General features: G+C 69.5%; 25 protein-coding genes and 2 pseudogenes. 7 read left to right on the top strand and 20 right to left on the bottom strand.

Annotation, left to right across the window (positions count from 1 at the left end; translation table 11 throughout):
- Nucleotides 1-31 precede the first annotated feature (31 nt).
- Nucleotides 32-1909, bottom strand: coding sequence for an AsmA family protein (locus ACE2AC_RS10085; protein ID WP_375691964.1), 1878 nt, complete (start codon nucleotides 1907-1909; stop codon nucleotides 32-34).
- A 99-nt stretch (nucleotides 1910-2008) separates the two neighbouring features.
- Between ACE2AC_RS10085 and rimO the strand changes: the two genes are divergently transcribed.
- Nucleotides 2009-3370, top strand: coding sequence for a 30S ribosomal protein S12 methylthiotransferase RimO (rimO, locus tag ACE2AC_RS10090; RefSeq protein ID WP_375691965.1), 1362 nt, complete (start codon nucleotides 2009-2011; stop codon nucleotides 3368-3370).
- A 166-nt stretch (nucleotides 3371-3536) separates the two neighbouring features.
- Here rimO and ACE2AC_RS10095 read toward each other — a convergent pair whose 3' ends face one another.
- The 3 genes from ACE2AC_RS10095 to ACE2AC_RS10105 all read right to left on the bottom strand — a co-directional run bounded on the left by ACE2AC_RS10095 (nucleotide 3537) and on the right by ACE2AC_RS10105 (nucleotide 4813).
- Nucleotides 3537-3788 (bottom strand): DUF6455 family protein, encoded by a 252-nt coding sequence (locus ACE2AC_RS10095; RefSeq protein WP_375691966.1) that lies wholly within the window; start codon nucleotides 3786-3788, stop codon nucleotides 3537-3539.
- A complete protein-coding gene (locus ACE2AC_RS10100) occupies nucleotides 3788-4054 on the bottom strand; it encodes a DUF6455 family protein (RefSeq protein ID WP_375691967.1) in 267 nt (88 codons plus the stop codon). The genes ACE2AC_RS10095 and ACE2AC_RS10100 overlap by 1 nt, the downstream gene beginning before the upstream one ends.
- A 69-nt stretch (nucleotides 4055-4123) precedes the next feature.
- On the bottom strand, nucleotides 4124-4813 hold the full coding sequence (locus ACE2AC_RS10105) for a M48 family metallopeptidase (protein WP_375691968.1): 690 nt from the start codon (nucleotides 4811-4813) through the stop codon (nucleotides 4124-4126).
- A 144-nt stretch (nucleotides 4814-4957) separates the two neighbouring features.
- On the opposite strand from ACE2AC_RS10105, the gene ACE2AC_RS10110 reads away from it, so the two are divergent.
- Complete coding sequence (locus ACE2AC_RS10110) at nucleotides 4958-5215, top strand: hypothetical protein (RefSeq protein ID WP_375691969.1); 258 nt, start codon at nucleotides 4958-4960, stop codon at nucleotides 5213-5215.
- Between the two features lie 3 nt (nucleotides 5216-5218).
- On the opposite strand, the gene ACE2AC_RS10115 is transcribed toward ACE2AC_RS10110, so the two are convergent.
- Nucleotides 5219-5479, bottom strand: a complete 261-nt coding sequence (locus tag ACE2AC_RS10115; protein WP_375692091.1) for a DUF167 domain-containing protein — start codon at nucleotides 5477-5479, stop codon at nucleotides 5219-5221.
- Nucleotides 5480-5566: 87 nt separating this feature from the next.
- Here ACE2AC_RS10115 and ACE2AC_RS10120 point away from each other — a divergent pair, with 87 nt between their 5' ends.
- Nucleotides 5567-6673: a class II histone deacetylase gene (locus tag ACE2AC_RS10120; RefSeq protein ID WP_375691970.1), complete on the top strand. Its 1107-nt coding sequence runs from the start codon at nucleotides 5567-5569 to the stop codon at nucleotides 6671-6673.
- 189 nt (nucleotides 6674-6862) lie between these two features.
- Here the strand turns inward: ACE2AC_RS10120 and ACE2AC_RS10125 are convergent, their stop codons facing one another.
- Nucleotides 6863-7573 carry a response regulator gene (locus tag ACE2AC_RS10125; RefSeq protein ID WP_375691971.1) on the bottom strand — a complete coding sequence of 237 codons (711 nt, stop codon included), beginning with the start codon at nucleotides 7571-7573 and terminating at the stop codon, nucleotides 6863-6865.
- 210 nt (nucleotides 7574-7783) lie between these two features.
- Between ACE2AC_RS10125 and ACE2AC_RS10130 the strand changes: the two genes are divergently transcribed.
- Nucleotides 7784-9154: an L-serine ammonia-lyase gene (locus tag ACE2AC_RS10130; protein WP_375691972.1), complete on the top strand. Its 1371-nt coding sequence runs from the start codon at nucleotides 7784-7786 to the stop codon at nucleotides 9152-9154.
- Nucleotides 9155-9194: 40 nt separating this feature from the next.
- Here ACE2AC_RS10130 and rpe read toward each other — a convergent pair whose 3' ends face one another.
- Nucleotides 9195-9881: a ribulose-phosphate 3-epimerase gene (gene rpe / locus ACE2AC_RS10135; RefSeq protein WP_375691973.1), complete on the bottom strand. Its 687-nt coding sequence runs from the start codon at nucleotides 9879-9881 to the stop codon at nucleotides 9195-9197.
- Between the two features lie 68 nt (nucleotides 9882-9949).
- Nucleotides 9950-10888, bottom strand: a complete 939-nt coding sequence (locus tag ACE2AC_RS10140; RefSeq protein ID WP_375691974.1) for a class 1 fructose-bisphosphatase — start codon at nucleotides 10886-10888, stop codon at nucleotides 9950-9952.
- A 140-nt stretch (nucleotides 10889-11028) separates the two neighbouring features.
- Between ACE2AC_RS10140 and ACE2AC_RS10145 the strand changes: the two genes are divergently transcribed.
- Nucleotides 11029-12024 (top strand): Hint domain-containing protein, encoded by a 996-nt coding sequence (locus tag ACE2AC_RS10145; RefSeq protein ID WP_375691975.1) that lies wholly within the window; start codon nucleotides 11029-11031, stop codon nucleotides 12022-12024.
- A 4-nt stretch (nucleotides 12025-12028) separates the two neighbouring features.
- Here the strand turns inward: ACE2AC_RS10145 and ACE2AC_RS10150 are convergent, their stop codons facing one another.
- Nucleotides 12029-12874: an aminoglycoside phosphotransferase family protein gene (locus ACE2AC_RS10150; RefSeq protein ID WP_375691976.1), complete on the bottom strand. Its 846-nt coding sequence runs from the start codon at nucleotides 12872-12874 to the stop codon at nucleotides 12029-12031.
- Nucleotides 12871-13821 carry a hydroxymethylbilane synthase gene (gene hemC, locus ACE2AC_RS10155; protein ID WP_375691977.1) on the bottom strand — a complete coding sequence of 317 codons (951 nt, stop codon included), beginning with the start codon at nucleotides 13819-13821 and terminating at the stop codon, nucleotides 12871-12873. Before hemC ends, ACE2AC_RS10150 begins: the two co-directional genes overlap by 4 nt.
- 101 nt (nucleotides 13822-13922) lie before the next feature.
- Between hemC and hemE the strand changes: the two genes are divergently transcribed.
- Entirely contained in the window at nucleotides 13923-14954 is a 1032-nt protein-coding gene (gene hemE, locus ACE2AC_RS10160; protein WP_375691978.1) for a uroporphyrinogen decarboxylase, read from the top strand.
- Between the two features lie 55 nt (nucleotides 14955-15009).
- Here the strand turns inward: hemE and ACE2AC_RS10165 are convergent, their stop codons facing one another.
- The 8 genes and pseudogenes from ACE2AC_RS10165 to ACE2AC_RS10200 all read right to left on the bottom strand — a co-directional run bounded on the left by ACE2AC_RS10165 (nucleotide 15010) and on the right by ACE2AC_RS10200 (nucleotide 21453).
- Nucleotides 15010-15702: an N-acetylmuramoyl-L-alanine amidase gene (locus ACE2AC_RS10165; RefSeq protein WP_375691979.1), complete on the bottom strand. Its 693-nt coding sequence runs from the start codon at nucleotides 15700-15702 to the stop codon at nucleotides 15010-15012.
- Nucleotides 15695-16462, bottom strand: coding sequence for a hypothetical protein (locus tag ACE2AC_RS10170; RefSeq protein ID WP_375691980.1), 768 nt, complete (start codon nucleotides 16460-16462; stop codon nucleotides 15695-15697). The genes ACE2AC_RS10165 and ACE2AC_RS10170 overlap by 8 nt, the downstream gene beginning before the upstream one ends.
- A 19-nt stretch (nucleotides 16463-16481) precedes the next feature.
- A complete protein-coding gene (gatA, locus tag ACE2AC_RS10175) occupies nucleotides 16482-17966 on the bottom strand; it encodes an Asp-tRNA(Asn)/Glu-tRNA(Gln) amidotransferase subunit GatA (protein WP_375691981.1) in 1485 nt (494 codons plus the stop codon).
- A 2-nt stretch (nucleotides 17967-17968) separates the two neighbouring features.
- On the bottom strand, nucleotides 17969-18256 hold the full coding sequence (gatC, locus tag ACE2AC_RS10180) for an Asp-tRNA(Asn)/Glu-tRNA(Gln) amidotransferase subunit GatC (protein ID WP_375691982.1): 288 nt from the start codon (nucleotides 18254-18256) through the stop codon (nucleotides 17969-17971).
- Between the two features lie 133 nt (nucleotides 18257-18389).
- The gene (aqpZ, locus tag ACE2AC_RS10185; protein ID WP_375691983.1) at nucleotides 18390-19121 is read right to left on the bottom strand and encodes an aquaporin Z; all 732 of its coding nucleotides are present in this window, start codon (nucleotides 19119-19121) and stop codon (nucleotides 18390-18392) included.
- A 141-nt stretch (nucleotides 19122-19262) separates the two neighbouring features.
- Nucleotides 19263-20059: pseudogene (locus tag ACE2AC_RS10190) on the bottom strand (enoyl-CoA hydratase/isomerase family protein).
- A gap of 3 nt (nucleotides 20060-20062) precedes the next feature.
- Complete coding sequence (locus ACE2AC_RS10195; protein WP_375691984.1) at nucleotides 20063-21211, bottom strand: thiolase family protein; 1149 nt, start codon at nucleotides 21209-21211, stop codon at nucleotides 20063-20065.
- Nucleotides 21212-21213: 2 nt separating this feature from the next.
- Complete coding sequence (locus ACE2AC_RS10200) at nucleotides 21214-21453, bottom strand: hypothetical protein (protein WP_375691985.1); 240 nt, start codon at nucleotides 21451-21453, stop codon at nucleotides 21214-21216.
- Between the two features lie 305 nt (nucleotides 21454-21758).
- Here ACE2AC_RS10200 and ACE2AC_RS10205 point away from each other — a divergent pair.
- Nucleotides 21759-22495 (top strand): annotated as a pseudogene (locus tag ACE2AC_RS10205) (SDR family oxidoreductase).
- A 55-nt stretch (nucleotides 22496-22550) separates the two neighbouring features.
- Here ACE2AC_RS10205 and ACE2AC_RS10210 read toward each other — a convergent pair.
- Both ACE2AC_RS10210 and ACE2AC_RS10215 read right to left on the bottom strand, forming a co-directional pair.
- The gene (locus ACE2AC_RS10210) at nucleotides 22551-24677 is read right to left on the bottom strand and encodes an acetate--CoA ligase family protein (RefSeq protein WP_375691986.1); all 2127 of its coding nucleotides are present in this window, start codon (nucleotides 24675-24677) and stop codon (nucleotides 22551-22553) included.
- Nucleotides 24678-24689: 12 nt separating this feature from the next.
- Complete coding sequence (locus ACE2AC_RS10215; RefSeq protein ID WP_375691987.1) at nucleotides 24690-25838, bottom strand: acyl-CoA dehydrogenase family protein; 1149 nt, start codon at nucleotides 25836-25838, stop codon at nucleotides 24690-24692.
- Nucleotides 25839-25865: the final 27 nt, after the last annotated feature.

Here is a 25865-nt window from a genome sequence, read left to right on the forward strand (position 1 = left end):
GCACCCCTCGGGCGCGGCCTTTTTCATGGGCTCAGTTCCCGCGCAGCAGCTTGCCCAGCCCCTTGATCGCTTCCTGCTCGAGCCGCCGCCGGATCGCGTCCTCGGTGCTCTCGCCCTCCTGCCTGGTCACCCCGATCTTGTCGAGCGCCTTGGCCTTGGCCTTGTCCTCGAGCGCCTGACGCTCTTCGTCGAAGTTCAGTTTCACCGCCGCCTCGAGGTCGGGCACGATGCTCGGATCGTCCCACGAACCCCGGATTCGCACCGGTACGGCGATGCCCTTGCCGCCCCGCAACGTGGTGGCGACAGGCGTGAAGAGATAATCGATCGTCCGGGTGCCGATCCCGACCTTGCCCTGCCCCGTCGCCTGGATCGACCCGAGCCGCATGCCCAGGTCCCGGTTCGCCAGGGTGCCGTCCTGCATCGTGAAACTGGCAGTCACGCTGTCGAAGATGGTGGTGCCGCCGCCGACAGCACCAGCCCGGAAGAGGCCGTCGAGGTCGATGCCCTCGAGCGTGCCCTGCCCGGTCGAGATGCTGCCGTCACCCGACAGGCTCGACATCAGCTGCGCCATGGAATTGCCCGAGGCCAGGAACTTCACCCGCCCGTCGCCGGTGCCGGTGATCCGCGTGACCCCCGCCGCGGCATTCAGCGCCTGGCGCAGGTCGATGCCCTGCGCCGTCAGGTCGCCGCCCATCGACAGGCCCGCGCGGTTGTTCACCACGAACTGGCCGGTTACGCCCCCGCCAAAGGCGCCAAGTTGCGCGATCTCGGTCGCCGCCCGGGCGTTCTCGATCCGCGTGGTGCTGCGGACCGGACCCAGCACGATGTCACCCATGTCGATGCTGTTGGCCGAAAGCGCGATCTCGCCATCGAACGCCGCCAGCGCCGAGGCGTCGATCGGGGCCGTCGACCACCCCGTCCCGCCGCCACCTCCGCCACCCGACGCGGCAGGAAGCGTCAGCCGGTCGGCACTGACCTGCGCGTTCACCACGGGCTTGCCCCGAAGATCGGCATCGGCACGCAACTGCACCGCGTTGGCCCCGACACGGAGCGCGCCGTCCCGCACCGCAAGCTGGCGATCCCCCGACAGCGTCACGTCGCCCGTGAATGTCGTCTTTTCGAGCGCGAGCGGCCCCAGTCCGAGCGCCGCGCCGAAGGCCGCCGGATCGGCCAGGTCAGCCTGCAGCCGCCCCTGCGCCTCGGGCGCGGTCCCGGCCCGGCCGGAGAAGGTCATCACCCCGCCCGGCGCCTCGGCCCGCAGGTCGAGCGGCACCGATTGCCCGGCCAGCAGCGCGTCGAGGTCGGCGACCTGCGTGGTCAGCGTCACCGGCTTGCCCGCCGGGCGCAGCGTCAGCGACAGGTCGACCGGGCCGGTTCTGTCGGGCCATTCCGCGTGCAGGTCGACGTCGCGATAGGCCGTCTCCTCGGCGCCATCGATCATCCGCAGGGTGGCGTTGGTGACGTCGAGCCGGTCGAGGTGCACCGCCCGCCTCGGCGCGTCGTCCCCGGCCGGAGCGCCGTCGGCGCCACCGAAATCCCAGTTCGCGCGGCCCTGCGTGTCGCGTTCCAAAAGGATCTCGGGCCGGATCGCCTGCACCTCGGTCACGCGGATCTCGTCGCTGAAGAGCGTCGCGGCCTCGACCCCGATCTTCAGCCCCTCGGCCCGCAGCATCGGGCCACTGTCCGACCATGCGGCGTTGGCGATCTCCATCGGCCCGGTGCGGACCCCGAGCACAGGCCAGAACGTTACCTCCGTCCCGCCCGAAAGCGTCACCGCCCGGCCGGTCCGTGCCTCGATCTGGTCGGCGGCGATCCGCGCGATCCGGTCGCCGGGCAGGAACAGCAATGCCCCCGCGAAGACCAGCGCCACGGCGAAGACCGCCAGCAAAATCCACTTGATGACCCGCATGATTGCCCGTGCTCCTGCCTTTTTTCACAGGATAGCCTGACGCGCGCGCATCACAAGCTGCCCGTTCCCAAGCAGGCGCAATGGCGCTATAGGCGCGCCATGAGCCAGAACCCCCCGAATCTCCGTCCCGACATCGCCCCCGCGCCGCGATTTGGCGACACCCGCCGACCCGGCCAGCCGTCGATCGGCATGGTCTCGCTCGGTTGCCCCAAGGCGCTGGTCGACAGCGAACGCATCCTGACCCGCCTGCGGGCCGAGGGATACGCCATCTCGCCCGATTATTCGGGGGCCGACGCGGTGATCGTGAACACCTGCGGCTTTCTCGACAGCGCCAAGGCCGAAAGCCTCGAAGCCATTGGCGAGGCGATCAATTCCAACGGCCGGGTGATCGTCACCGGCTGCCTCGGGGCGGAACCGGAATACATCACCGGCGCGCATCCCAAGGTGCTGGCTGTCACCGGGCCGCACCAGTACGAACAGGTACTGGACGCGGTGCACCTGGCCGTGCCGCCGGACCCGGACCCGTTCGTCGACCTGCTGCCCGCGTCGGGCGTGTCGCTGACCCCGCGCCACTACAGCTACCTGAAGATCTCGGAAGGCTGTAACCACAAGTGCAAGTTCTGCATCATCCCCGACATGCGCGGCCGGCTGCAGTCGCGCCCGCACAAGGCCGTGATCCGCGAGGCGGAGAAGCTGGTCGAGGCGGGCGTGAAGGAGCTGCTGGTGATCAGCCAGGACACCTCGGCTTATGGCACCGACTGGAAGGACCGCGACGAGAAGGCGCCGATCCTGTCGCTGGCCCGTGACCTGGGGAGCCTCGGCGCCTGGGTACGCATGCACTACGTCTATCCCTACCCGCATGTGCGCGAGATGATCCCGATGATGGCCGAGGGGCTGATCCTGCCCTACCTCGACATCCCGTTTCAGCACGCCCATCCCGACACGCTGAAGCGGATGGCGCGCCCCGCCGCCGCCGCCCGCACCCTGGACGAGATTGCCGCCTGGCGCGACGCCTGCCCCGACATCACCCTGCGTTCGACCTTCATCGTCGGCTATCCCGGTGAGACCGAGGTGGAGTTCCAGACCCTGCTCGACTGGCTCGACGAGGCGCAGCTCGACCGGGTCGGCTGCTTCCAGTACGAAAACGTCGCCGGCGCCCGGTCGAACGCCCTGCCCGACCACGTCCCGGACGAGGTCAAGGAAGAGCGCTGGCACCGGTTTATGGAAAAGGCCCAGGCGATCTCCGAGGCCAAGCTGGCGGCCAAGGTCGGAACCCGGATCGACGTGATCGTGGACGAGGTCGATGCCGACGCCGCCACCTGCCGCACCAAGGCCGATGCGCCCGAGATCGACGGCAACCTCTTCATCGACGAAGGGTTCGAGGCGCTGACGCCGGGCGACATCGTGACGGTCGAGGTCGACGAGGCCGGGGATTACGACCTCTGGGGCCGCGTGGTCTGACGCCTTCCCGGGGGTCGGGCGGCCCCACCCCCTGCGGCGCACGCCGCAACGACATGCGCCGGCACGGTTGCCCGTACCGGCGCTGCGCCTGGTCCCGCCCGGTTGGCCCTCTCGACACGGGGTGCTCCTCGCGCCCCGCATCCCGCCCGGTGCGGTCAGGTGTCCCTCAGGCCCGGTGCGACTGCAGCTCGCCCCGGTTGCGGCAATAGCGCGGCGCTTCGCCCGCCTGCGCATTCTCAACCTGCCATCCCGCGCAGGCCTCGGCCTCGGCGCAGGCGGCGCAGCGCAGGATCGCCGCACGGAAGGCCCCCGCCGTTTCGGGCATCCGCGCCAGGTCGGCGGCGGGGTCCACCCCCAGCCGTTCGGCCATGCCGCCATAGAGCACCGCCGCGCGGTCCAGCTTTCCGATGAATCCCATCACCTGTCTCCCATCTCTGCGATCTCGGCGAGGCGGCGCATCAGCGCGGCATTCTCGCAGCCGGGCATCACCGACCGCGGCCCGTCGCCCGCCATCTCCGCGGCATCGAGCCAGTCACGGCACTGCGCAACACAGGCACAGCCCCGGCAGCGCGTGACCGTCGCCGCCCAGTCGGCGGTACCCAGCACCTCGACCGCGGACCCCGCGGCCCGGGCCATCCGCTTCACGAGGAAGACGTGTTCGTTGGTGTTGCCTAGCGTCTGCATCGGACCCTCTGCCATCTGATGGAGGGAGTCCTAGGCCGCACGCCCCGGCCGATCCTTGATCTCGATCAATCAGCGCCCGACGGCGCGTCGGACGATCTCCATCCGCGCCGCGTTCGGCGGATGCGTGCCGAGGAAACTGTCGCCGGGATCGGGGATCCGCGTGAAGTAGAGCGCGCCCGCCACCGCGTCGAAGCCTGCCGCCTCGGCGATCCGCGCGCCCAGTTCGTCGGCCTCAAGCTCGTACTGCTGCGAATAGCGCCGCGCCCCGATCGAGGCCCCGACCCGCGAGGCCAGTTCCACGTCGTTGACCGAAGCCCCGGCGGCGGTCGCGAGATCGCCGAGCACCCGCGCCCCGATCGAGGCATTGACGTTCTGCAGCGCCAGGTGGTTGCGGATGTGGTGCGCGGCCTCGTGGCTCATGATGAAGGCCAGTTCGTCCTCGTTCCGGACGTCGCCGATCAGCGCGAGCGTGAAGATCAGGACCGGCCGCCCGGTGTCGTCCTCGGACTGGAAGGCGTTCACCGGCTGGCCGGGGCGGTCATCGACCGCGATCAGGAAATCGCAGTTCAGCCGCGGCGATTGCCGGCGGCATTCGCGTTCTGCCACCGGCTCCACCGTCTTGACGACGATGACAAAGCGGTGCGCCGCGATCTCGGCCTGGTCCTGCGGCCGGCCCGGGGACATCAACCCGGGGCCCGGCGCAGTGCACCCCGCCAGCCCCAGTGCCGCGGCAAATGCCACCGATGCCAGCCCGCGCATGCCCGTACCCCTTCTGCCTTTCCCCCGTCATATCATCCGCCCGCCGGCTTGCCACCCTCGGGCGGGGACATCGCAACGATGATATTGCGATAATCTGCCGAACGAAGTGTTTGCGGGTCAGGGCTTTGGCAGTATCAAGGAGGCATGTTCACGATAGAGCACGAATTCGATTGCACCGTGGTGACCCTCGTCGATGACGGGCAGGCGCCGCTTCAGGAGGACGTTGTCGTCAACGCCTTCGAGGAATGCGTCACGGTCGAGCAATACGACGCCCGCACGGACACGGTCCAGAAGGTGACGCTGTCGACCGCGCAGCTGCGCGACCTTGCCGCCGCGCTGAACCTGCCCGAGGGCACCTACATGATCCCGACCGGCAAGTCCGGCGGCGCGGTGCGGCGCTAGCGTTCAGCCGTCCAGCCGGAACACCTTGTCACGGGCAGTCTGCCCTCGCACCAGCGTCAGCCGCGACTTCGCCACGCCGAGGGCCTTGGCGAGCAGCCGCTGCACGGCCGCGTTGGCCTTGCCGTCCTCCGGCACCGCCGTCACCCGCACATGGATCGCGCCCTCGGCGCAGCGTATGTCATTGCGTGACGCCTTCGGAGTGACCCTGACGGCGATCTCGGCCCCCTCGCGGGCCAGCGCGCTCAGGTCGGGGATCGCGGGCATGTCGGTCACCTTCCGGGCGGGGGGTTGAGTTCCGCGCCGCTCTCGGGTCCTCTCGGCGCGGAACGAATGGGCAAGGAGGTGGCCATCATGTCAACGGGGTTCTTCTGGGACGAGCGGTGTTTCTGGCACGCGGGCGGCAACTATGCCCTGACCATGCCGCTTGGCGGGCTGGTGCAGCCGCTGGCGGCGGGCGGCCTGCCCGAAAGCCCCGAGACCAAGCGCCGTTTGAAGAACCTGATGGACGTCACCGGGCTGACCAGGGCGGTGGACTGCCGCACCGCGCCCGAGGCATCGCGCGCGGTGCTGGAGCGGGTGCATCCGGCCGCCTACCTCGACAGGTTCAAGGCGATGTCCGACGCCGGCGGCGGAGAGCTGGGGCTGCGCACCCCCTTCGCGCAGGGCGGCTACGAGATCGCGGCCCTGTCGGCCGGCCTGACCGTGGCGGCGATCGAGGCGGTGACGACAGGCGACCTGCAAAACGCCTATGCCCTGTCGCGCCCGCCGGGGCACCACTGCCTGCCCGACTGGCCGAACGGCTTCTGCCTGATGGCCAACATCGCCATCGGGATCGAGGCGGCCAAGGCCGCCGGCCGGGCGAAACGGGTCGCCGTGGTCGACTGGGACGTGCACCACGGCAACGGGACCGAGGCGATCTTTTACGACCGCGACGACGTGCTGACGATCTCGCTCCACCAGGAACAGAACTACCCGCTCGACACCGGCGCGATCGGCGACCGGGGCCGCGGCGCGGGCGAGGGTTTCAACATGAACGTGCCGCTGCCGCCGGGCGTCGGCCATGTCGGATACCTCGAGGCGATCGACCGGATCGTCGCCCCCGCGCTCGAGGCCTACAAACCCGACCTGATCGTGGTGGCCTGCGGCTTCGACGCCTGCGCCTTCGACCCGCTGGCCCGGATGCTCTGCACCGCCGAAACCTATGCGATGATGACCGAGCGGATGATGAAGCTGGCCGACCGGCTCTGCGACGGGCACCTCGTGCTGGTGCACGAGGGTGGCTATTCCGAGGTCTACGTGCCGTTCTGCGGCCACGCGGTGATCGCGACGCTGGCGGGCAGCGACATCGCCGCCGAGGACCCGATGGCCGAAACCCTGCGCCAGCGCCAGCCGAACGCCCGCTTCGACGCCTTCATCAGCGACCTGATCGGCGAGATGGCCGAGACGCTGCTGACCTGACCCGGACGCGGCGGGCCCGGCCCCGCCGCGTCCCGTGCCGCGCAGTGACAGCAACAAACACCCTGCGGCCCGGTACCTGCAAATATGTGGCCGGTTTGTTGGGACGACTCACCTCACCCTCGCTCGCGCTGCCGGCCGAGCGGCCCCGCCTTCGCTGTTCCCGCAGGCGCACTGCCCTTTCGGCCGCGCTCAGATCACAACCGGCTCCGCCAGCCGTGCGCGCACCAGGCCGGCGATCCGCGCGACCTCCGCGCCCGAGGCCTGGCCCGCCTGCCGCGACGCCGCCAGGGCCCCCGCGGCCTCGACCAGCGGCACGTCGCCCGCGATCCGCGCGACCCCGGCCAGGAACTGCGCGACATAGTCGAGCTCCTTGCCCTGCACCCCGCGATCCAGCGCCTCGGCCAGTTGCGCCATATCCTCGCGCAGCGCCAGCCGGTCCGGCCGGATCGTCTCACCCGACACCGCGCGCGGACCGGCCGGCTGGCGGTCGGGCGGCAGGTGGCGGAGGATCGCGTTCTGGAAGGCGGCGAGGCCGGTCACCGGCTTGGCGAGGAACCCGTCCGCCCCCGCCGCCCGCGCCAGCCTTTCGGCGCTGTCGTCGCCGCTGAGGCCCAGGATCACCGCGACCCGCGGCTGGGAGGCGGCAAGGTCGCGGATCAGCTCTGCCCCGGACCCGTCGGGCAGGCCAAGATCGACGATCGCGACCGACGGGCGATAGACCTGCAGGTGCCGCCGCGCCGAGCGCAGGCAATCCGCCCGCCGGATCCGCGCACCCGAGCGCAGGCAGAGCAGGCGCATCGCCTCGGACGCGAAACGGCTGTCTTCAATCACCAGGATGGTGAGGCCCAGCAGGGGCCGGGCCGGGGTGGGCACGGGGATCATCCTGTCGAGGTCGTCCATGACCCGTCTCCTTGTTGCGATTCCCCGGCTCCCGCACCCGGAAGCGTAAGGTTGGCAGGACTAACAGATGGTTAAGCCCGCCACCCAGCCGCCGCCCGAGGCGGCAGTCGACCCATCCCGGTGGCGCGGGCGCGGTGCAATGTGTCGGGAACGGTGGCGCGGTGCCGCGCGTAGGCCTATCCAATGGCCCTGTCAGACAAGAGGTGTTTCGTGTTCCTGTCCGTTTTCGACGTCTTCAAGATCGGCATCGGCCCGTCGTCCTCGCACACCATGGGGCCGATGGTGGCCGCCGCGCGGTTCCTCGACAGCCTGCGCGCGGCGCCGTTCCGGCCGCACGGGCTGCGCGCGACGCTGCACGGCTCGCTCGCCTTCACCGGCGTTGGCCACGCGACCGACCGGGCGGTGATCCTCGGCTTCGCTGGCTTCCGCCCCGAGGATTACGACGCCGATAAAGCCGAGGCCGCCCTGGCCGCGATTGCCGAGACCGGAACGGTCGCGCCCGAGGGGCTCGGCCCGCTTGCCTTTGCCCCCGCGCGCGACCTGCGGTTCGACTACGACACGCCCCTGCCCGGTCATGCCAATGGCCTGATCCTGGCCGCCACCGACGCGCAGGGCGACGTGATCCGGCAGGAAACCTACTACTCCATCGGCGGCGGCTTCGTCGTCACGGCGGCAGAGCTCGCCGCCGGGGCCGCGACGGACGAGGGTGCGCCGGTGCCCTTCCCGTTCAAGACCGCGAACGAGATGCTCGAGATGGCCGCCAGCTCGGGCCTGTCCATCGCCCAGATGAAGGCCCGGAACGAGGCCGCGCGCGGCGACCCGGACCCGCGCGCTGGCATCGCACGCATCTGGCAGGTGATGTCGGACTGCATCGACCGTGGCCTCGAGGGGCACGGAGAGCTGCCGGGCGGGTTGCGGGTGAAACGCCGTGCCGGCGCGATCCACGATGCCCTGCTGGCCGAACGCGGCACAAACCTGGCCGCGCCGCACGTGGTGAACGACTGGATCTCGGCCTATGCCATGGCGGTGAACGAGGAAAACGCAGCCGGCGGCCAAGTCGTCACCGCGCCCACCAATGGTGCTGCCGGCGTGATCCCCGCCGTGGTGCGCTACTGGCTGGGCCACGTCCCCGGCGCGACCGAGGCGAAGCTGCCCGAGTTCTTCCTGACCGCAGCCGCCATCGGCGGGCTGGTGAAGTTCAACGCCTCGATTTCAGGGGCCGAGGCAGGCTGCCAGGCCGAGGTCGGATCGGCTTCGGCCATGGCGGCCGCCGGGCTCTGTGCCGTGATGGGCGGCACGCCCGAGCAGATCGAGAACGCCGCCGAGATCGCGCTGGAGCATCACCTCGGCATGACCTGCGACCCGATCCGCGGCCTGGTGCAGATCCCCTGCATCGAGCGCAACGGGCTGGGCGCGATCAAGGCGGTCTCGGCCGCGTCTCTGGCGCTGAGGGGTGACGGCACGCATTTCGTCCCGCTCGATTCCGCGATCGAGACGATGCGCCAGGTCGGCGCGGACATGCATGAGAAGTACAAGGAAACCGCCCTCGGCGGCCTGGCGGTCAACGTGCCGAACTGCTGACCCGGCCTTGCGGACGCGTCAGGCGCGCCCGCTTGCGGCCTCAGACCAGCGTGTCGCAGCTCACCCGGATCGCGCGGATGTTCTCGCCGTAGGGCGCGGGGTTGCCGACTGATCCGCCCTTGAACACGGCGGAGCCCGCGACCAGCACGTCGGCCCCGGCCTCGACCACCAGCGGCGCGGTCTGCGGCGTCACGCCTCCGTCGATCTCGATATGCACCGGGCGGTCGCCGATCATCGCGCGCAGCTGGCGGACCTTGCCGGTCATGTCGATGAAGCTCTGGCCGCCGAAGCCGGGGTTCACCGTCATCACGCAGACGAGGTCGCAAAGGTCCAGCACGTGTTCGACCGCCTCGGCGGGCGTGCCGGGGTTCAGCGCGACGCCGGCCTTCATCCCCGCGCCCCGGATCGCCTGCAGCGTGCGGTGGATGTGCGGACCGGCCTCGACATGGGCGGTCAGCAGGTCGGCGCCCGCATCGGCATAGGCCTCGATGTAGGGATCGACCGGGGCGATCATCAGGTGGACGTCCATGAAGGTATTCACGTGTTTGCGGAAGGCCTTCACCGCCGGCGGGCCGAAGGTCAGGTTCGGCACGAAATGCCCGTCCATCACGTCCACGTGGATCCAGTCCGCGCCCTGCGCCTCGACCGCCTCGATCTCGCGTCCGAAGTCGGCGAAATCGGCGGATAGGATCGACGGGGCAATCTTGATGGAACGGTCGAATGTCATGGCAGGGCTCCCTCGGGCTGTCGGGGCTGCATATGGCAAGCCCCGGCGCCCGTGCCAAGCCCCTTCACTCAGCCGTGCAGTTCCGCGACCCGCTCGACCTCTTCGCGGCAGCCGAAGACGAAGGGCTGCTTGGCGTGCAGGCCCTCGGCCGTCAGCGACAGGATCGGGGTCTTGCCGTCGGTGGCCAGCCCCCCGGCCTGCTCGATCAGCATCGCCATCGGCGCGACCTCGTAGACCATCCTGAGCCGCCCCTTGGCATAGGCCGCCCGCGCGTCCCCGGTGTAGAGGAAAGTCCCGCCCCGGGTCAGGATGCGGTGCGTTTCGGCCACCAGCGAGGCGACCCAGCGGAACGAGTAATCCTTGCCGCGGGGGCCGTCCTTTCCGGCCTCGCATTCCTCGACAAAGCTCTTCACCCAGGCGGGCCAGTGCCGCCGGTAGCCCGCGTTGATCGAATATTCCTTGGCCGCCGCCGGGATCGACATCCTTGCCTCGGCCAGTTCGAACACCTTGGTTTCGGGGTCCATGACGAACATCAGGGTGCCGTCGCCGAAGGTCACGGCCAGGCCGGTCTGCGGCCCGTAGATGATGTAGCCCGCCGCGATCTGCTCCGAGGCCGGGCGCAGGAAGCTCTCCTCAGCCCCGTCCTTCGCCTCGAAGATCGAGAAGATGGTGCCGATCGACACGTTCACGTCGATGTTGGACGACCCGTCCAGCGGATCGATGGCCAGTGCGAAGGGCCCGTCACCGAGGGTGAGCACGCCCTCCTGTTCCTCGGAGGCGTAGAATTTTACCCCGGCGGGCCCGAGCGCCTTTTCAAAGGCCTCGTCCGCCATCACGTCGAGCGCCTTCTGCTGGTCGCCGCCCGTGTTCTCGCCCACGCCGGCCGCCAGCGACTGGCCGAGCGGCCCGCGCGCAATGGTGGTGGCCACGTCGATCCCGGTGGCGCAGAGCGCCTCGATGACCGGGTAGAGGCGTTCGGGGATGTGATCGGGGGCGATGGCGGGCATGACGGCTCCTCGGGGTTGGCTCACGGGCGGGTTATTCCACGCTTTTTCCGCCCCGGCTAGGGCCGAGGCGGCCCGGCGTAACGCGGTGGCAACCATTTCCGGCGAGAAAGGATCAATTCGAGCAAATCTGCAGGCAACAAATGGCGGTCTACAGCCTCGCCATGTTCGACATCGCCGCGATCACCACCACGGCGTCGGGCTTCAACGACAATGGCGGTTTCCAGTTCGAACTCGGCGTCGACACGGTGACGCTGCTGTCCGGCTGGCCGGTCCAGACGGTGCTGGTCGAGGACACGACCGACGCCTTTTTCGACGACGACGCCGGCGCGGCGCAGACGCTGTCGGGCGACCAGGTCATCAACGGCCAGGCGTATCCCGGCGGCACCTTCATCGAATCCGAATACGCCATCACCGTCGAGGACGCGCAGGGCACGCAGTACACGCTGCAGTTCGTGTCCCTCGACGAATACGCCTTCGACATTCACGGCTTTGTCGTGCAGGGCACCGCGCCGCCGCTGAACGAGGCGCTGACCGTCGTGGCCGCCGCCGACATGACGTCGGGGGTCCATGCCTACACGGCGTCCGTTCCGGTCTGCTTCACCGCCGGCACCGGCATCGCAACCACCTGCGGCACCGTCCCGGTCGAGGCGCTGCGCCCCGGTGACCGGCTGCGGCTGGCGGGCGGCGGCAATGCGCCGTTGCGCCTGGCGCTGCCACAGGTGGTGTCGCCCTTGGCCAATCCCCGGGCCCGGCCGGTGCGGATCCGCGCGGGCGCACTCGGTCCCGGCCATCCGGCGCGTGGCCTGTCGCTGTCGCCGCAGCACCGGGTGCACCTGGCCGGGCCCGACGTGCTGGTCCCGGCGCGGGCGCTGACCGTGCTGCCCGGCGTCGGCGTGCCGCATGTCTGCCGCCCGGTGCGCTACATCCACCTGGTGCTAGACCGCCACGCGCTGATCCTGGCCGAGGGGCTGGCCTGCGAAAGCTTCTGGCCGGGGGAAGAGGCGATGCGCTTGCTGTCGCCCGCGACCCGCAGGCGCATCCGGCGGGTGATGGGCACGCACCCGGTCCCGGCACGCCCGCTGCTGTCGGTCGGTGCGGGGCGGCGACTGTTGGGCGGGGTGGCGCCCGCGCGCTGAGGCGTCAGTCCGCGCCGGCCGCCTCCAGCAGGCGGGCCAGCAGAGCGAATTCCGCGTCCTCGCGCACCGGGCCCTTCGCCCGCCAGGTGATCGACAAGGCACATTTCGCGGCCGCCCATTCCAGCATCCGCCGCCGGTCCACGCCGAAGCCCTCCGACCAGAGATCGGCGCGCCGCGCAATGGTCGCGGGATCGGCCACCAGCCCGGCCGCCCCCTTGGGATTGCGGAAGGCATTGGCCAGTTCATAGGCCCTTTCGCCCCGCACGCCCTTGGCATCGAAGGCCAGCCAACCACGCCGGCCCTGCCGGATGTTGTCGTGGTGCAGGTCGCCATGCAGGGCGCGCACCTCGCGCGGGTCGGCAAGCAGCGCCAGCGCCAGGTCGCGGGCGCGGCCCATGTCGCGGGCCGCAGCGGGCGGGCAGCCGGGATCGGTGCGCAGGTCGCGCAGGGCCGAGAACCACCCGGACAGGTCGGGCAGTTCGACGCCTGCGGCCAAATCTGGACCGTCATGCAGGGCGCGGGCGACGGAGAGAAGCTGGGCATCGGCCTCGACCGCCTCGCCTGCGCGCAGGACATCCCCCAGCGAGGGGCCATCCTGCCATTCCATCAGCACCGCACGGCCGTCGGTCGCGATGATCTGCACCACCCCGGCGCCGTCCTGTGCCCGCATCCAGTCGAGCCCTGGCCCCTCGTTCGAGAGCCCGTCGTGGTGAAAGAGCTTGAGCGCCGCGACGCCGCCGCCGGTCACCTCCACCCGCCAGATCGCGGCGATGGCGGTGTGATCGACCGGGCGGGCCCGGGTCACGCCGAAGCGGCGGGCGACCTCGGGCGGCAGGTCCGTCGCGGTCACGCCCCGCGCCAGTCGAAGAACCCCGCGCCCGCACGGTCCAGCAGGCGGCGCGCCATCTCGGCGCCGAGCGCCGCGCCATCCTCGACCGGGGCGCTGGAGTCGTCCTCGAGCGCCTCGCTGCCATCGGGCCGGAGGATCTGGCCGCGCAGGCGGAGCGTCCCGCCCTCGACCACCGCCAGCCCGGCAATCGGCGTCTCGCAGGAGCCGTCGAGCGCGGCAAGGAAGGCGCGTTCGGCCGCCAGAAGCTCGCCTGTCGGCGCGTCATGGATCGCCGCCAGCATCTCGGCCACGCGAAGGTCGTCGGCCCGCCGTTCCACCCCGATGGCCCCCTGCGCGATGGCGGGCAGCATCTCTTCCGGCTCCAGCGCCTGCGCGGGCACATCGGCCCGGCCCAGCCGATTCAGCCCGGCCTGCGCGAGGAAGGTGCAATGCGCGACCGCGTCGCCCAGCTTGCGCAGGCGGGTCTGCACGTTGCCGCGAAACTCCACAATCTCGACGTCCGGGCGGCGCAGCTTCATCTGTGCCCCGCGCCTGAGCGACGAGGTGCCGACCCTGGCCCCCTCGGGGATCGCGGCGATCCCGCCCTCGTGGAACGACACGAAGGCATCGCGCACGTCCTCGCGCGGGAGGTAGCAGTCAAGCACCAGGCCCGCCGGCTGCAGCACCGGCATGTCCTTCATCGAATGCACCGCGATGTCGATCCCGCGCTCGAGCATCGCCTGCTCGATCTCGCGGGTGAAAAGACCCTTGCCGCCCAGCTCCTTCAGCGCGCGGTCCTGCACCCGGTCGCCGGTGGTCTGGATGACGCGCACATCGAATGCCTCGGCGGGCAGGTCGAAGGCGGCCATCAGCCGGTCGCGCGTCTCGTGCGCCTGCGCGAGGGCGAGCGGAGAGCCACGGGTGCCGATGCGGAGCGGAGCGGAGGGGGTGGGCAGTGCGAGTGTCATGGGGCAGAGGCTTAATCGCGGCGCATTGTCCTGACAAGCCGGGCGCGACTTGACAACGCAGGGCCGCGCGGCGACCTGTGACCCGGATGAAGGAGCATGATATGAGCGAGAAGACCATCCTGCGGGCGCTGGCCGGGGAACGCCTGCCGACCCCGCCGATCTGGATGATGCGCCAGGCCGGGCGCTACCTGCCGGAATACCGCGCCACGCGCGAGAAGGCCGGGGATTTCCTGTCGCTCTGCTACAACCCCGAACTGGCCGCCGAGGTCACGCTGCAGCCGATCCGGCGCTACGAGTTCGACGCCGCGATCCTGTTTGCCGATATCCTGCTGGTGCCCCAGGCGCTTGGCGCCGACCTGTGGTTCGTCACCGGCGAGGGCCCGCGCCTGTCGACCGTCACGACGCAGGCCGATTTCGACAAGCTGGGCCCGGTGGAGAACGTGCACGAGACGCTGTCGCCGATCTACGAGACCGTCCGCATCCTGTCGCGCGAACTGCCGTCCGAGACGACGCTGATCGGTTTTGCCGGGGCGCCGTGGACCGTTGCCACCTACATGATCGCCGGGCGGGGCACCCCCGACCAGGGACCGGCCCACGCCCTGAAGGCCGAGAATCGCCCGCTGTTCGAGGCGTTGCTGGAGCGGATCACCGGCGCGACGATCGAATACCTCTCGGCCCAGGTCGAGGCGGGCGCGGAATGCGTGAAGCTCTTCGACAGCTGGGCCGGGTCGCTCGAGGGCAGCGATTTCGACGCCTACGCGGTGGCCCCGGCCAAGCGGATCATCGCGGAGTTGAAGGATCGTCACCCCGGCCTGCCGATCATCGCCTTCCCGCGCGAGGCAGGAGAGCACTACATCGGTTTCGCTCAGGAGACTGGGGCCGATTGCGTCGCCATCGACGACAGCGTGTCGCCCGAATGGGCGGCCGAGCATATCCAGCCCTATGCCTGCGTGCAGGGCAACCTCGCCTCGCGCCACATGGTGACGGGCGGCGCAGCGCTGGTCGAGGACACGCGCGCCATCGTCAAGGCGCTGTCGGGCGGGCCGCACATCTTCAACCTAGGCCACGGGATCACGCCGGACGCGGATCCGGCGAATGTGCAGCTGATGATCGACACGGTGCGCAACGGCTGAGGGGCCAGAGGGGCTCTGCCCCGGGCCAAACGGCGCGACGACTGCAAGCCGCCCGCTAGGCCGTCCGCACCGCGAGGCTTCGTGCGGCAGCGCGGTCGGCGTCGGTCAGCGGACCGGTCGCCCAGGGACGGAAGCGCAGGCGGAAGGCGTCGAGGAGGAGCGTATCGCTGCACCCCTCCGGCGCTCGATAGCCGATGGCGGCGAGGTCCGCGTCGAAATCCCCGGGAGTGGCGTCCCCCTCGGGCCAGAGGGCAAGGCCCTGCCGGGCGAGGCGCCGCCAGTCGAACCGCGGACCCGGGTCGGTTTTCCGCCCCGGCGCCATGTCGGAATGCGCGATCACGCCCTGCGGCCCGATCGACCAGCGCGCCATGATGCCGGACAGCAGCGCCTCGAGCGCGGCCATCTGCCGTTCGGCAAAGGGATGGGCGCCGGTGTTGGCCAGCTCGATCCCGATGGAATGGGAATTCACGTCCTCGCACCCGGCCCAGTTTCCGGCACCTGCGTGCCAGGCGCGGTCGGCCTCGCGCACCAGCTGCCAGAGGTCACCCCGCTCCGAGACGAGGTAATGGGCCGACACCGGGCCCAGCCCTTCGGGCGGTTCGGGGTCGCGCAGCCGGTCGAGGGCGGCGGTGGCATCCGGCATCGCGGTATAGTGCAGCACGACCAGGGACGGCGCCCCGCCATGGCGGCGGGGGCCAAAGTTCGGCGACGGCGCCCAGGTCGCGCCGGGCGCGTCGGTCTCAGCCACCGCGGGCGGTGCGGAAGGGACGCGGATCCCACGAGCAGGCAAAACCGTCCCCATCGGGATCAAGCCCGTCGCGGTCGCGTTCCGGCCCACCCTTCTTGAGGAAGTCGGTCTGGGCGAGGTCGGGTGAGGCGTAGCGCGCGCAGTTCCGCTTGAACCGCTGTTCCGACAGCAGCGAGCTGCGGGAATAGAGCGACTGGCCCGGGTTGTTCTGGGTCTGCAGCGCGAAGGACACGATGTTCGGCCCGCTGCCGGTGCGTTCGGGCAGCGCCGTCGGCTGGACCTGCTGGTATTCGCTGCGCACCTGCGCCAGGCGTTCCTTGTCGGCCTCGATCGACCGCTGTTCGTCGACCGCGCCGAAATCGTTCTCGCGGCTGATGCCGAAGGTGTTCACGGCCTCGGGGGCGGGGTTCGCTGGATCGGCCTGCAAGGGCGCGGCGCCCGAGTTCTGGGCCGAGGCGCGCAGGGCCGCCTGGGTTTCGGCCGCGATCCCTTCGGGCGTGTCGCCACCGGCGGTGGTGACCGGCGTTTCGGCCTCGAAGGGCACGTTCACCGCGCTCAGCGGCTCGCTCGAGATCGCCTGTGCGGGCGGCAGGGCCGAGGCGTTCTGCCCCTGCAGCTGCGCCTCGCGCTGCGCGTTGTAGCTGTCGTAGCTGCCGAAGCCCACGCCGCTGTCGGGCACCTGCGAGGCGCAGGCGGCGAGCCCGGCCAGCGCCACGGCGCCCAAGGCGGCGCGTCGGAAGGTCTGCATCGGTTTGGTCATCTCTCGGCCCTCGCGGGTTCTACCACCATTGCGCCGGCTTGGCCGCGAAACCGGCGGCCTGTTCCAGCGCGTAGGCGGTGTTGAGCAATTCGTCCTCGGCCCAGGGTTTGCCGATCAGCTGCAGGCCAAGCGGCAGCCCCTGCCGGTCGAGCCCCGCGGGCACGGCGATGCCGGGCAGCCCGGCAAGGTTCACCGTCACCGTGAAGACGTCGTTGAGGTACATCTGCACCGGATCGGCATCCGTCATCTCGCCCAGGCCGAAGGCGGCCGAGGGGGTGGCGGGCGTCAGGATCGCGTCGACGCCCTGGGCAAAGACGTCCTCGAAATCCTTCTTGATCAGGGTGCGGACCCGGCGGGCGCGGTTGTAATAGGCATCGTAGAAGCCCGCGGACAGCACGTAGGTGCCCACCATCACGCGGCGCTGGACCTCGGCCCCGAAACCTTCGGCGCGGGTCTTTTCGTACATCTCGGTGATGCCATCGCCCTGCGCCAGCTTCGCGCGGTGGCCGTAGCGCACCCCGTCATAGCGCGCGAGGTTCGAGGACGCCTCGGCCGGGGCGATCACGTAGTAGGCGGGCAGCGCGTACTTCGTGTGGGGCAGCGAGATGTCGACGATCTTCGCACCCGCGTCGCGGAGCATCTCCTTGCCCTGCGACCAGAGCGCGTCGATCTCCTCGGGCATGCCGTCCATGCGGTATTCCTTGGGAATGCCGATGGTCTTGCCCCGGATGTCGCCGGTCAGCGCAGCTTCGAAATCCGGGACGGGCGTCGCGGTCGAGGTCGAATCCTTGGGATCGTGCGAGCACATCGCCTGCAGCATGATCGCCGCGTCGCGCACGTCCTTGGTCATTGGCCCGGCCTGGTCGAGGGACGAGGCGAAGGCGATGATGCCCCAGCGGGAGCAGCGGCCATAGGTCGGCTTGATCCCGGTGATGCCGACGAAGGCCGCCGGTTGCCGGATCGAGCCGCCGGTGTCGGTGCCGGTGGCGCCAAGGCAGAGATCGGCCGCCACGGCCGAGGCTGAGCCGCCGGAGGAGCCGCCGGGGGTCAGCGCCGTCTCGTCGTTGCCGCGACGCCAGGGGTTCACCGCGTTGCCGTAGGTCGAGGTCTCGTTCGACGAGCCCATGGCGAATTCGTCCATGTTCAGCTTGCCGAGCATCACCGCGCCCGCGTCGAACAGGTTCTGCGTGACGGTGGATTCGTACTCCGGCTTGAACCCTTCGAGGATGCGGGACGCCGCCTGCGACGGCACGCCCTTGGTGCAGAACAGGTCTTTGATCCCCAGCGGGATACCGTTCAGCGACGGGGCATCGGCGCCGCGGCGGGCGTCGGCGGCCTTGGCCTGCGTCAGCGCGATCTCGGGCGTGTCGTGGACAAAGGCGTTCAGCGCCTTGGCGCCCTCGATCTTCGACAAGCACGCCTCGGTCAGCTCGACCGAGGTCAGCTCGCCCTGGCGCAGCGCATCGCGCGCCTCGTGGATTTTCAGCGTGTTCAGTTCGGTCATCGTTATTCCACCACCTTCGGCACGGCAAAGAACCCCTCGCGGGCGTCGGGCGCATTCTTGAGGATCCGGTCCGCCTGGTCGCCCTCGGTCACCACGTCCTCGCGCCGTTTCAGGCGCATCGGCTCGACCGAGACCATCGGCTCGACGCCGTCCACATCGACCTCGTTCAGCTGCTCGATGAAGCCGAGGATGGTGTTGAACTCGTTGGCGAGCGCGGGCAGCGCGTCGTCTTCGACCTTGATACGGGCGAGCTTCGCCACGCGGGCGGCGGTTTCGGTGTCGATGGACATTCGGCCTCTCGCAGGGATTGCGGGTTTGCGGTGGTTTATAGCCGCGCGGCAATGCCCGCAAGTGAAGCCGGGGTCAAGCTTGCGTGGGCGGGGCGCACGGCCCGCATCGGCCGCCGCCCCGCCCGGCGATCGCTCACTGGCTGGGCACGCCGCCTTCCACGTCGCCCGTGGGGGTCGGGCTGAGCCAGCTGTAGATCACCCCGCCGAGAACCCCGCCGATCAGCGGCGCGACCCAGAACATCCAGAGCTGCGCCATCGCCCAGCCCCCGGCAAAGAGCGCGGGGCCGGTGCTGCGGGCGGGATTGACCGAGGTGTTGGTCACCGGGATCGAGATCAGGTGGATCAGCGTCAGCGCCAGCCCGATGGCCAGCGGCGCAAACCCCACGGGTGCGCGGCCGTGGGTGACCCCCATGATGACGAAGAGGAACATCATCGTCAGCACGACTTCGGCCACAAAGCCCGACATCAACGAATAGCCGCCCGGGCTGTGTGCGCCGTAGCCATTGGCGGCAAAGCCCGAGGCCGCGGCATCGAACCCATCGACCCCGTTGGCGATGATGAAGAGCACCGTCGCCCCCAGGATCGCCCCCGCGACCTGCGCCACGACATAGGGCACGATCTGCGCCGAGGGAAACCGCCCGCCGGCCGCAAGGCCCAGCGTCACCGCCGGGTTCAGGTGGCAGCCCGACACGTGGCCGATGGCATAGGCCATCGTCAGCACGGTCAGGCCAAAGGCCAGCGCCACGCCGAGGAAACCGATCCCCATGTCGGGGAACCCGGCCGATATCACCGCGGCGCCACAGCCGCCCAGGGTCAGCCAGAACGTGCCGATCAGCTCGGCCGCGTACTTCTTGGTATTTTCCATTGTAATGTCCTTGTCCCGCAAACTGGCCGCGAAGGCCCCGGGAACTCTGGCACCGGATGGCCGAGGGACAAAGGAAATTTACCCCGCGTCAGCGCACGCATCGCGGGACGCGACGCCGGGGGCACGCGCGGGGCGATCGCGTCATTCGCCGCGGAACACCGGCTTGCGCTTTTCCAGGAAGGCCGCCATGCCCTCGGCCCGGTCGGCGCTGTCCATGATAATCGCCGCACCCAGGCGCTCGACCTCGAGCCCCTGGTCGATCCCCGACTGCAGCCCGGTGTTGATCGCCTGCTTGATGAACGCCACCGAGAGCGGCGGCTGCGCCGCGATCTCGTCGGCCAGCTTGCGGGCCTCGGCCATCAGGTCCGCTTGCGGGACCACGCGGTTGACGATGCCGTAGGCCAGCGCCTCGTCCGCCGTGATGTGCCGCCCGGTGAACATGAGCTCCTTTGCCAGCGGCGCCCCGATCAGGCGCGGCATCCGCTGGGTGCCACCGGCGGCGGGCAGCACGCCCAGCTTGACCTCGGGCAGGCCGAGGCGCACGTGGTCGGCGGCGATCCGGATGTCGGCGCAGAGCGCGATCTCCATCCCGCCGCCAAGGGCCACGCCGTTGATCGCGGCGATCACCGGGCGCTCGAAGGTCTCGATCAGCCGGGTCAGGTCGTGGGTGAACTTCTGCCGGGCATAGTACTCCGCGCGCGGCGGTCGGCTGGCGGCGCGCTCCTTGATGTCGGCCCCGGCGCAAAAGGCGCGGTCCCCGCCCCGGTGAGGATCACGCAGCGCAGGCCGCGGTCGTTCAGCATGACGTTCTGGAACAGGTCGTAGAGGTCCGGCTTCATCGTGCCGCCGAGGGTGTTCATCCGGTCGGGCCGGTTCAGGGTGACGGTGGCCACGCCGTTGTCGGCCCGGTCGTAGATCAGCGTTTCATAGTCGGGCATGGATCAGTCCCTCTGGAAGACATGGGCGATGGCGATGGTCCCGAGGCCGATCATGTGGGCCATACCGGTCCGGGCATCGGGTTGCTGGCGCGGGCCGTTGGTGCCGCGCAGCTGGTGCACGATCTCGTGGATCTGGCCGATGCCGGTCGGGCCCAGCGGATGGCCCTGCGCGATCAGCCCGCCCGAGGAGTTCACGCAGCACCGCCCGCCGATGGCCGAGCCACCGTCGCGCAGGAAATGCTGCCCTTCGCCCTTGGGGGCGAGGCCGAAGGTCTCGGTGTAGAGGATTTCCTCGATCGCGAAGGCGTCGTGCAGTTCGACGCAGTCGAGGTCGGCGGTGGTGATCCCGGCCTCGGCATAGGCCTGTTCCGCCACGGTTTGCGCCACGGTGACCGACGGCAGTTCGCGCCCCGACTGTGGTCGTTCGGACCGCAGCACCGACGACAGCACGCGGATCGGCTTGTCCCCCACGATGCCGAGGCGGCGGATGCCCTCCTCGGAACAGAGGATCGCGGCGGCCCCGCCCTCGCCTCGCGGGGTGCACATGAGAGAGGTGGTGGACCCGGCGACGAGGGTCGCGTTCAGGATATCCTCGACCGTGCGCGCCTTCTGGAACTGGGCAAAGGGGTTCCTGGACCCGTTGGTGTGGTTCTTGGCTGCCACCAGGGCGAGGTCCTCCTGCCCGAGGCCCTTCGCCTTCTTCAGGTGCTCGGCCATGATCGCGTATCGGACCAGCGGGATGTTGGCAGTGTCCGACAGCTTGCCGACGCCCTCCTTGCCCGCCGCGCGGACCTGGTCGCCGTACTTGTCGACGCCGACGGCCAGCACGCAGTCCCTGAGGCCCGAGGCGACCTCGAAACACGCCAGCTGAAAGGCCGAGGAGCCGGAGGCCGAGGCGTTTTCCACCTGTGTCACGCCCAGGCCGGTGGACCCCATGTGGTTGAACATGATCCGCCCGGCGGCGAGGCCGATGCCGGTGCAGCCGACATAGGCGCTTTCAACCTCGGGGAACGCCACGCCCGCATCGGCCAGGGCCCCGCGCACTGCGGTCAGGCCAAGGGTGATGTAACTTGTTTCGCTGGCGAACTGGTAGCGGTGCATGCCGACACCGACGACGTAGACGGGGCGCAGGTCACGAAGGGTCTGGCCCATGCTCAGCCCTCCACCGGGGCGAAGCGGCAGGCGATCACGGTCGCCTCGCCGCGGGTCAGCTCGACCGGGACGGCCTCGATCGCCATGTCGTCGGCGAACCGGTCCGCCCCGCCCTCCAGCATGACCTCGTGGATCGCGCCGTTGGCCAGCCGCGCCTCGCCGACGACGCAGGGCGGCACGATGCCGGGGGCGAGCTTCTGGTGGATGGTGATGAAGGTCAGGAGCTGCGCGCGGGACGACATCGCTTCTTCGATCAGTTCCGCCGGAGGAGCGCCGCAGGTCGTGCAACCGTATGGGCTCAGGGGAAAATCTGACTTCCGCAGGCGGAACAGCGGCCCGCGCGCAGGGTCAGGGTGCGGCCGTCGCCGGACAGCCTATAGAGATCGGGTTTTTCCAGGTCCACCTTGCGCGCCTCCCTTGCCCGGCAAATCTTACTCATGGGTAAAGCTACATGTCTGGCAATTCAATTCCCGGCGTTGCGCTTTCACGGATGAGCAATCACGTTGGCCCCCAAGGCAGGGATTTCCGTTGAATGAGAGGGCGTTACATGGATCTGGGTCTGACGGGTCGCGTGGCGGCGGTGACGGGCGGCGGCGGAGCGATCGGCCGGACGACGGCCAGGCTGCTGGCGGCCGAGGGGGCCGCGGTTGCATTGCTGGACCTGAGCATTGACGCCGCCGAGGAGGCCCGCGCCTGGATCGAGGCGGAAGTGCCGGGGGCGAAGGTGGCGACAGGGGTCTGCGACGTGACGGATAAATCCAGCGTTGCCAGTGCCTTCGACGCGATCGGCCCGGTCGATGTTCTGGTGAACAACGCGGGCTTCAGCCGTGACAAGTACCTCGTGAAGATGGCCGAGGAGGACTGGGACGCGGTGCATGACACGGTGCTCAAGGGCACCTTCCACTGCTGCCGCGCGGTGCTGCCGGGGATGATGGAGCGGGGCTGGGGCCGGATCGTCAACACCTCGTCCATGGCGTACCTCGGCAACCGGGGGCAGACCAATTATTCCTCGGCAAAAGCGGGACTTATCGGGATGACGAACGCGCTGGCGCGCGAGGCGGGCGGGTTCAACATCACCTGCAACGCGGTCGCGCCGGGGCTGATCGCGACCCCCCGGCTGCGGGCGCGGCCGGACTTTGACAAGCTCGAACAGCGGAGCCTGGCGCTCGCCCCCTGCCCCGGCTGGGAACCGAAGAGGACGTGGCGAAGGCGATCCTGTTCTTCTGTTCGCCGCTGGCGGACTTCATCACCGCGCAGACCCTGCACGTCAGCGGCGGACGCTGAAATCAACGTCGGTATTGCGTCGGTATCACGTCGGTATTTTCGTCGGTGCGGGATTTCAGTCCCGCACGACGATCACCGCGTCGAGGGCCAGCGCCCCCTCGCCCCCGGCGCCGACCCAGACCGGATTGATCTCGACCTCCTCGACCCGGTCGGCATGCGCCGCCACGTAATCCGACACCGTCGCCACCAGCTTTGCGAGGGCGTCCAGATCACGTGGCGGCTGGCCGCGATAGCCGCTCAGCAGCTTCGCGGATTTCAGCTTTCCGATCATGCGGCGGGCCTGGGCCTGGGACACCGGCAGCATGGCGCGGGTCACGTCGTGGAACATCTCGACGTAGATGCCGCCGAGGCCGAGCGTCATGACATGGCCGAAGACCGGATCGCGGGCCACGCCGACAAAGGCCTCGACCCCGCCGGCGGGTGCCATCGGTTCCAGGAGCACCCCGTCGAGCGTCGCGTCGGGGCGGGCGGCGGCGGCACTGGCCATGATCGTGTCGAAGGCCGCGGCGGCCGCTGCGGGGTCCACGTTCAGCATCACGCCGCCCACGTCCGACTTGTGGGTGATCTGGGCGCTGACGATCTTCATCGCCAGGGGGCCGCCCATGCGGTCGGCGATCTCCTGCGCCGCCGCGCTGGTCGCGGCGACCTCGGGCGTGGTGACGGGCACGCCGGCGGCGGCCAGCGCCGCCTTGCCCTCGGCCTCGGTCAGGGTGCGGGTGATGGTGGCAGGCCCCGGCACGCCGGTGTCTAGGAGGAGCGGCGTCCAGGTCTGGTCACGCTCCTGCAGGTAGCGGCCGTAGTCAATCCAGCGGCGCACCGCCTTGCCCATATTGCGGAGCGAGCGGAACGGGACGAGGCCGGAGCGGGCAAGTTCGAAATACCCCTCTCCGGTCTTTTCGCTGAACCAGATCGGCACGATGGGCGTGTCGGTTGTGTCCTGCGCGGTCTTGAAGTTGCGGGCGTTCGCCTCGGTGTAGATGCCGTAGTCCATCGGGATCGGCGCCAACACGAGGTCGGTATTGGCATCGTTGGCGCAGGCGATCAGGCTGTCCATCAGCGCCTGCGGGTGGCTGATCGAGATCGAGGTGGTGTCGATCGGGTTCGAGATGTTGGCAAAGCTCGGCAGCGTTTCGGCCAGCTTCCGTGTCGTCTCGGGCGTGAAGGTCGAGAGGGTCAGCCCGGCGGTGCCGACGTTGTCTGCGCAGAGTGAGGCCGCGCCGCCGGAGGAGGCGAAGACCGCCACCTTCTCGTCCCCCGTGGGCTGCTTGCGGGTGAAGAGCATGGCGACATCCATCGCCTCGTCGAGGTCATCGACCTCGATCACGCCGAGCTGCGCAAAGACAGTTGAATTGACCTCGGCCGAGCCGGTGATCGACGCGGTGTGCGACTGCGCGGCCTTGGCGCCGTATTCCGAGCGGCCGACCTTGAGGCCGATGATCGGTTTGCCCATCTCGGCCGCGCGGCGGGCGGCGGCGGCAAAGCGGGGACCGTCCTTGAAGCCCTCGACCAGGATGGCGATGGCCTTGCAGTCCGGATCGCCGGCGAAGTGGTGCACAAAGTCGGCGACCTGCAGGTCGCATTCGTTGCCGGACGACGACCAGGCCGAAAACCCCATGCCGCGGTAGTTGTGCTGCATCATGTTGCGCCCCAGCCCGCCGCCCTGCGTGGCGAGAGCGATGGCGCCGGGGGCGAGGTCGGTCTTGAAGGCCGGGCTGAACGACATGCCGAGCGGGATGTTCAGGTTGACCAGCCCCGGGCAGTTCGGTCCGTAGATGCGGATGCCGGTGCGCTGGCCGATCTCGACCAGCTTCCGTTCCTCGGCGATGCCCCAGTCGTCGGCCTCGGAAAAGCCCGAGGTCAGGATGACGGCAAAGCGGCAGCCCCTTGCGCCCGCCTGTTCGACCGTTTCGGCGACGAACTGGGCGGGGACGACGATGACCACCACGTCGACCGGTTCCGGGAGCGATGCCATGTCGGGATAGGCCCTGAGGCCCATGACCTGATCCTGTTTCGGGTTCACCGGGTAGAGGCGGCCGGTGAATTTCGAATGCTCCACGATGTTGCGGAAGGTGTGGTTGCCGATCGAGTGTTCCTTGTCCGAGGCACCGACCACGGCGATGCTGGCGGGGTTGAAGAGCGGTGCCAGGTCCGGGAAGCGGTAGGGGTCGTGCAGGTCCTTCATCGTCGCCTCGCCTCAGGTGATCGCGTTCAGGCCGAGGATCTCGCGGCCGGCGATCAGGGTCTGCACCTCGACGGTGCCTTCGGGGATCATGCCCCCCTTGGTGTCGCGAAAGATGCGTTCGATGGGATAGCCGATCGCGTAGCCCAGGCCGCCGTGGACCTGCAGCGCCATGTCGGCGACCTCGAACGCGGCCTTGGTGGCGTAGAGCTTGGCGATGGAACAGTCCTCGCGCGCCTCTTCGCCCCGGTCGAGGGCCTGCGCGGCGGTGTAGGACAACGCGCGGGCGGCCTTTACCCGGATCGTCATGTCGACGATGTATTTCTGGACCAGCTGGAATTCCCCGATCGGCTTGCCGAACTGCTTGCGGGTCCTGGCGTAGTCGACCGAGAGGTCGAGCGCCGACTGCGCCGCGCCGACCGCGCCCATGGCGATGTTGACCCGCGCGGTATTGAGCCCGGCCAGCGTGCCCGACAGCGCCTGCCCCTCGGGGCCGAGTCGGTTCTCGACGGGCACCTTCACGTCGTCGAAGCTGAGCTCGGACGTGCCGGTCGGACGCAGGACCATCTTTTCGACCCGCCGGGCCGAGTAGCCGGGGGTGCCGCGTTCGACGATGAAGGTCGACAGCTCTCCGTCGCAGCTGTCGGAATAGGTGCGCGCGACAAGCTGGCAGATGTCGGCGTTGATGCCGTTCGTGATCCACAGCTTGCGGCCCGAGATCACGTAGTGGTCGCCCTGCTTCACCGCCCTGCATTCGATGCCGCGGACGTTCGATCCGACGTTGGGTTCGCTGAGCCCGGTGCAGCAGCGGATCTCGTTCCTGAGCAGCGGTTGCAGCCAGCGGTCCTTCTGCTCGGGCGTGCCGAACCGGCTGAGTTTCTGGATGGTGCCGTTGGTGATGTTGACGATGGTGCGCAGCGAGCCCCAGCAGTAGCCGGCGCTTTCCATCAGCATGCCCCAGGTGACATAGGGCAGGTCGAAGCCGCCGTCGGCCTCGGGGATCTTGCCGCCGAGATAGCCGAAGTTCTTCAGGTCATCGAGGATTTCGAAGGGAAAGGTGCAGTCGCGTTCGTGACGGTCGATCAGCGGGGTGACGTTCTGGGCGAGCCAGCGGTCGACCTGGTCCTTGAGCAGGCGCTGATCGCTGTCCAGGTAGAACGACATTTTACTCTCCGGTAGAAACTGGCCCGC

It is taken from the genome of Pseudooceanicola sp. LIPI14-2-Ac024 (assembly GCF_042188925.1).
In the GTDB taxonomy this organism is placed as follows: Bacteria; Pseudomonadota; Alphaproteobacteria; order Rhodobacterales; family Rhodobacteraceae; genus Pseudooceanicola.

Coding starts and splice junctions, on each gene's coding strand:
- ACE2AC_RS10085 (WP_375691964.1), bottom strand. CDS start 1,909: ATGCGGGTCATCAAGTGGATTTTGCTGGCGGTCTTCGCCGTGGCGCTG.
- rimO (WP_375691965.1), top strand. CDS start 2,009: ATGAGCCAGAACCCCCCGAATCTCCGTCCCGACATCGCCCCCGCGCCG.
- ACE2AC_RS10095 (WP_375691966.1), bottom strand. CDS start 3,788: ATGGGATTCATCGGAAAGCTGGACCGCGCGGCGGTGCTCTATGGCGGC.
- ACE2AC_RS10100 (WP_375691967.1), bottom strand. CDS start 4,054: ATGCAGACGCTAGGCAACACCAACGAACACGTCTTCCTCGTGAAGCGG.
- ACE2AC_RS10105 (WP_375691968.1), bottom strand. CDS start 4,813: ATGCGCGGGCTGGCATCGGTGGCATTTGCCGCGGCACTGGGGCTGGCG.
- ACE2AC_RS10110 (WP_375691969.1), top strand. CDS start 4,958: ATGTTCACGATAGAGCACGAATTCGATTGCACCGTGGTGACCCTCGTC.
- ACE2AC_RS10115 (WP_375692091.1), bottom strand. CDS start 5,479: ATGCCCGCGATCCCCGACCTGAGCGCGCTGGCCCGCGAGGGGGCCGAG.
- ACE2AC_RS10120 (WP_375691970.1), top strand. CDS start 5,567: ATGTCAACGGGGTTCTTCTGGGACGAGCGGTGTTTCTGGCACGCGGGC.
- ACE2AC_RS10125 (WP_375691971.1), bottom strand. CDS start 7,573: ATGGACGACCTCGACAGGATGATCCCCGTGCCCACCCCGGCCCGGCCC.
- rpe (WP_375691973.1), bottom strand. CDS start 9,881: ATGACATTCGACCGTTCCATCAAGATTGCCCCGTCGATCCTATCCGCC.
- ACE2AC_RS10140 (WP_375691974.1), bottom strand. CDS start 10,888: ATGCCCGCCATCGCCCCCGATCACATCCCCGAACGCCTCTACCCGGTC.
- ACE2AC_RS10145 (WP_375691975.1), top strand. CDS start 11,029: ATGGCGGTCTACAGCCTCGCCATGTTCGACATCGCCGCGATCACCACC.
- hemC (WP_375691977.1), bottom strand. CDS start 13,821: ATGACACTCGCACTGCCCACCCCCTCCGCTCCGCTCCGCATCGGCACC.
- hemE (WP_375691978.1), top strand. CDS start 13,923: ATGAGCGAGAAGACCATCCTGCGGGCGCTGGCCGGGGAACGCCTGCCG.
- ACE2AC_RS10170 (WP_375691980.1), bottom strand. CDS start 16,462: ATGACCAAACCGATGCAGACCTTCCGACGCGCCGCCTTGGGCGCCGTG.
- gatA (WP_375691981.1), bottom strand. CDS start 17,966: ATGACCGAACTGAACACGCTGAAAATCCACGAGGCGCGCGATGCGCTG.
- gatC (WP_375691982.1), bottom strand. CDS start 18,256: ATGTCCATCGACACCGAAACCGCCGCCCGCGTGGCGAAGCTCGCCCGT.
- aqpZ (WP_375691983.1), bottom strand. CDS start 19,121: ATGGAAAATACCAAGAAGTACGCGGCCGAGCTGATCGGCACGTTCTGG.
- ACE2AC_RS10195 (WP_375691984.1), bottom strand. CDS start 21,211: ATGGGCCAGACCCTTCGTGACCTGCGCCCCGTCTACGTCGTCGGTGTC.
- ACE2AC_RS10200 (WP_375691985.1), bottom strand. CDS start 21,453: ATGTCGTCCCGCGCGCAGCTCCTGACCTTCATCACCATCCACCAGAAG.
- ACE2AC_RS10210 (WP_375691986.1), bottom strand. CDS start 24,677: ATGAAGGACCTGCACGACCCCTACCGCTTCCCGGACCTGGCACCGCTC.
- ACE2AC_RS10215 (WP_375691987.1), bottom strand. CDS start 25,838: ATGTCGTTCTACCTGGACAGCGATCAGCGCCTGCTCAAGGACCAGGTC.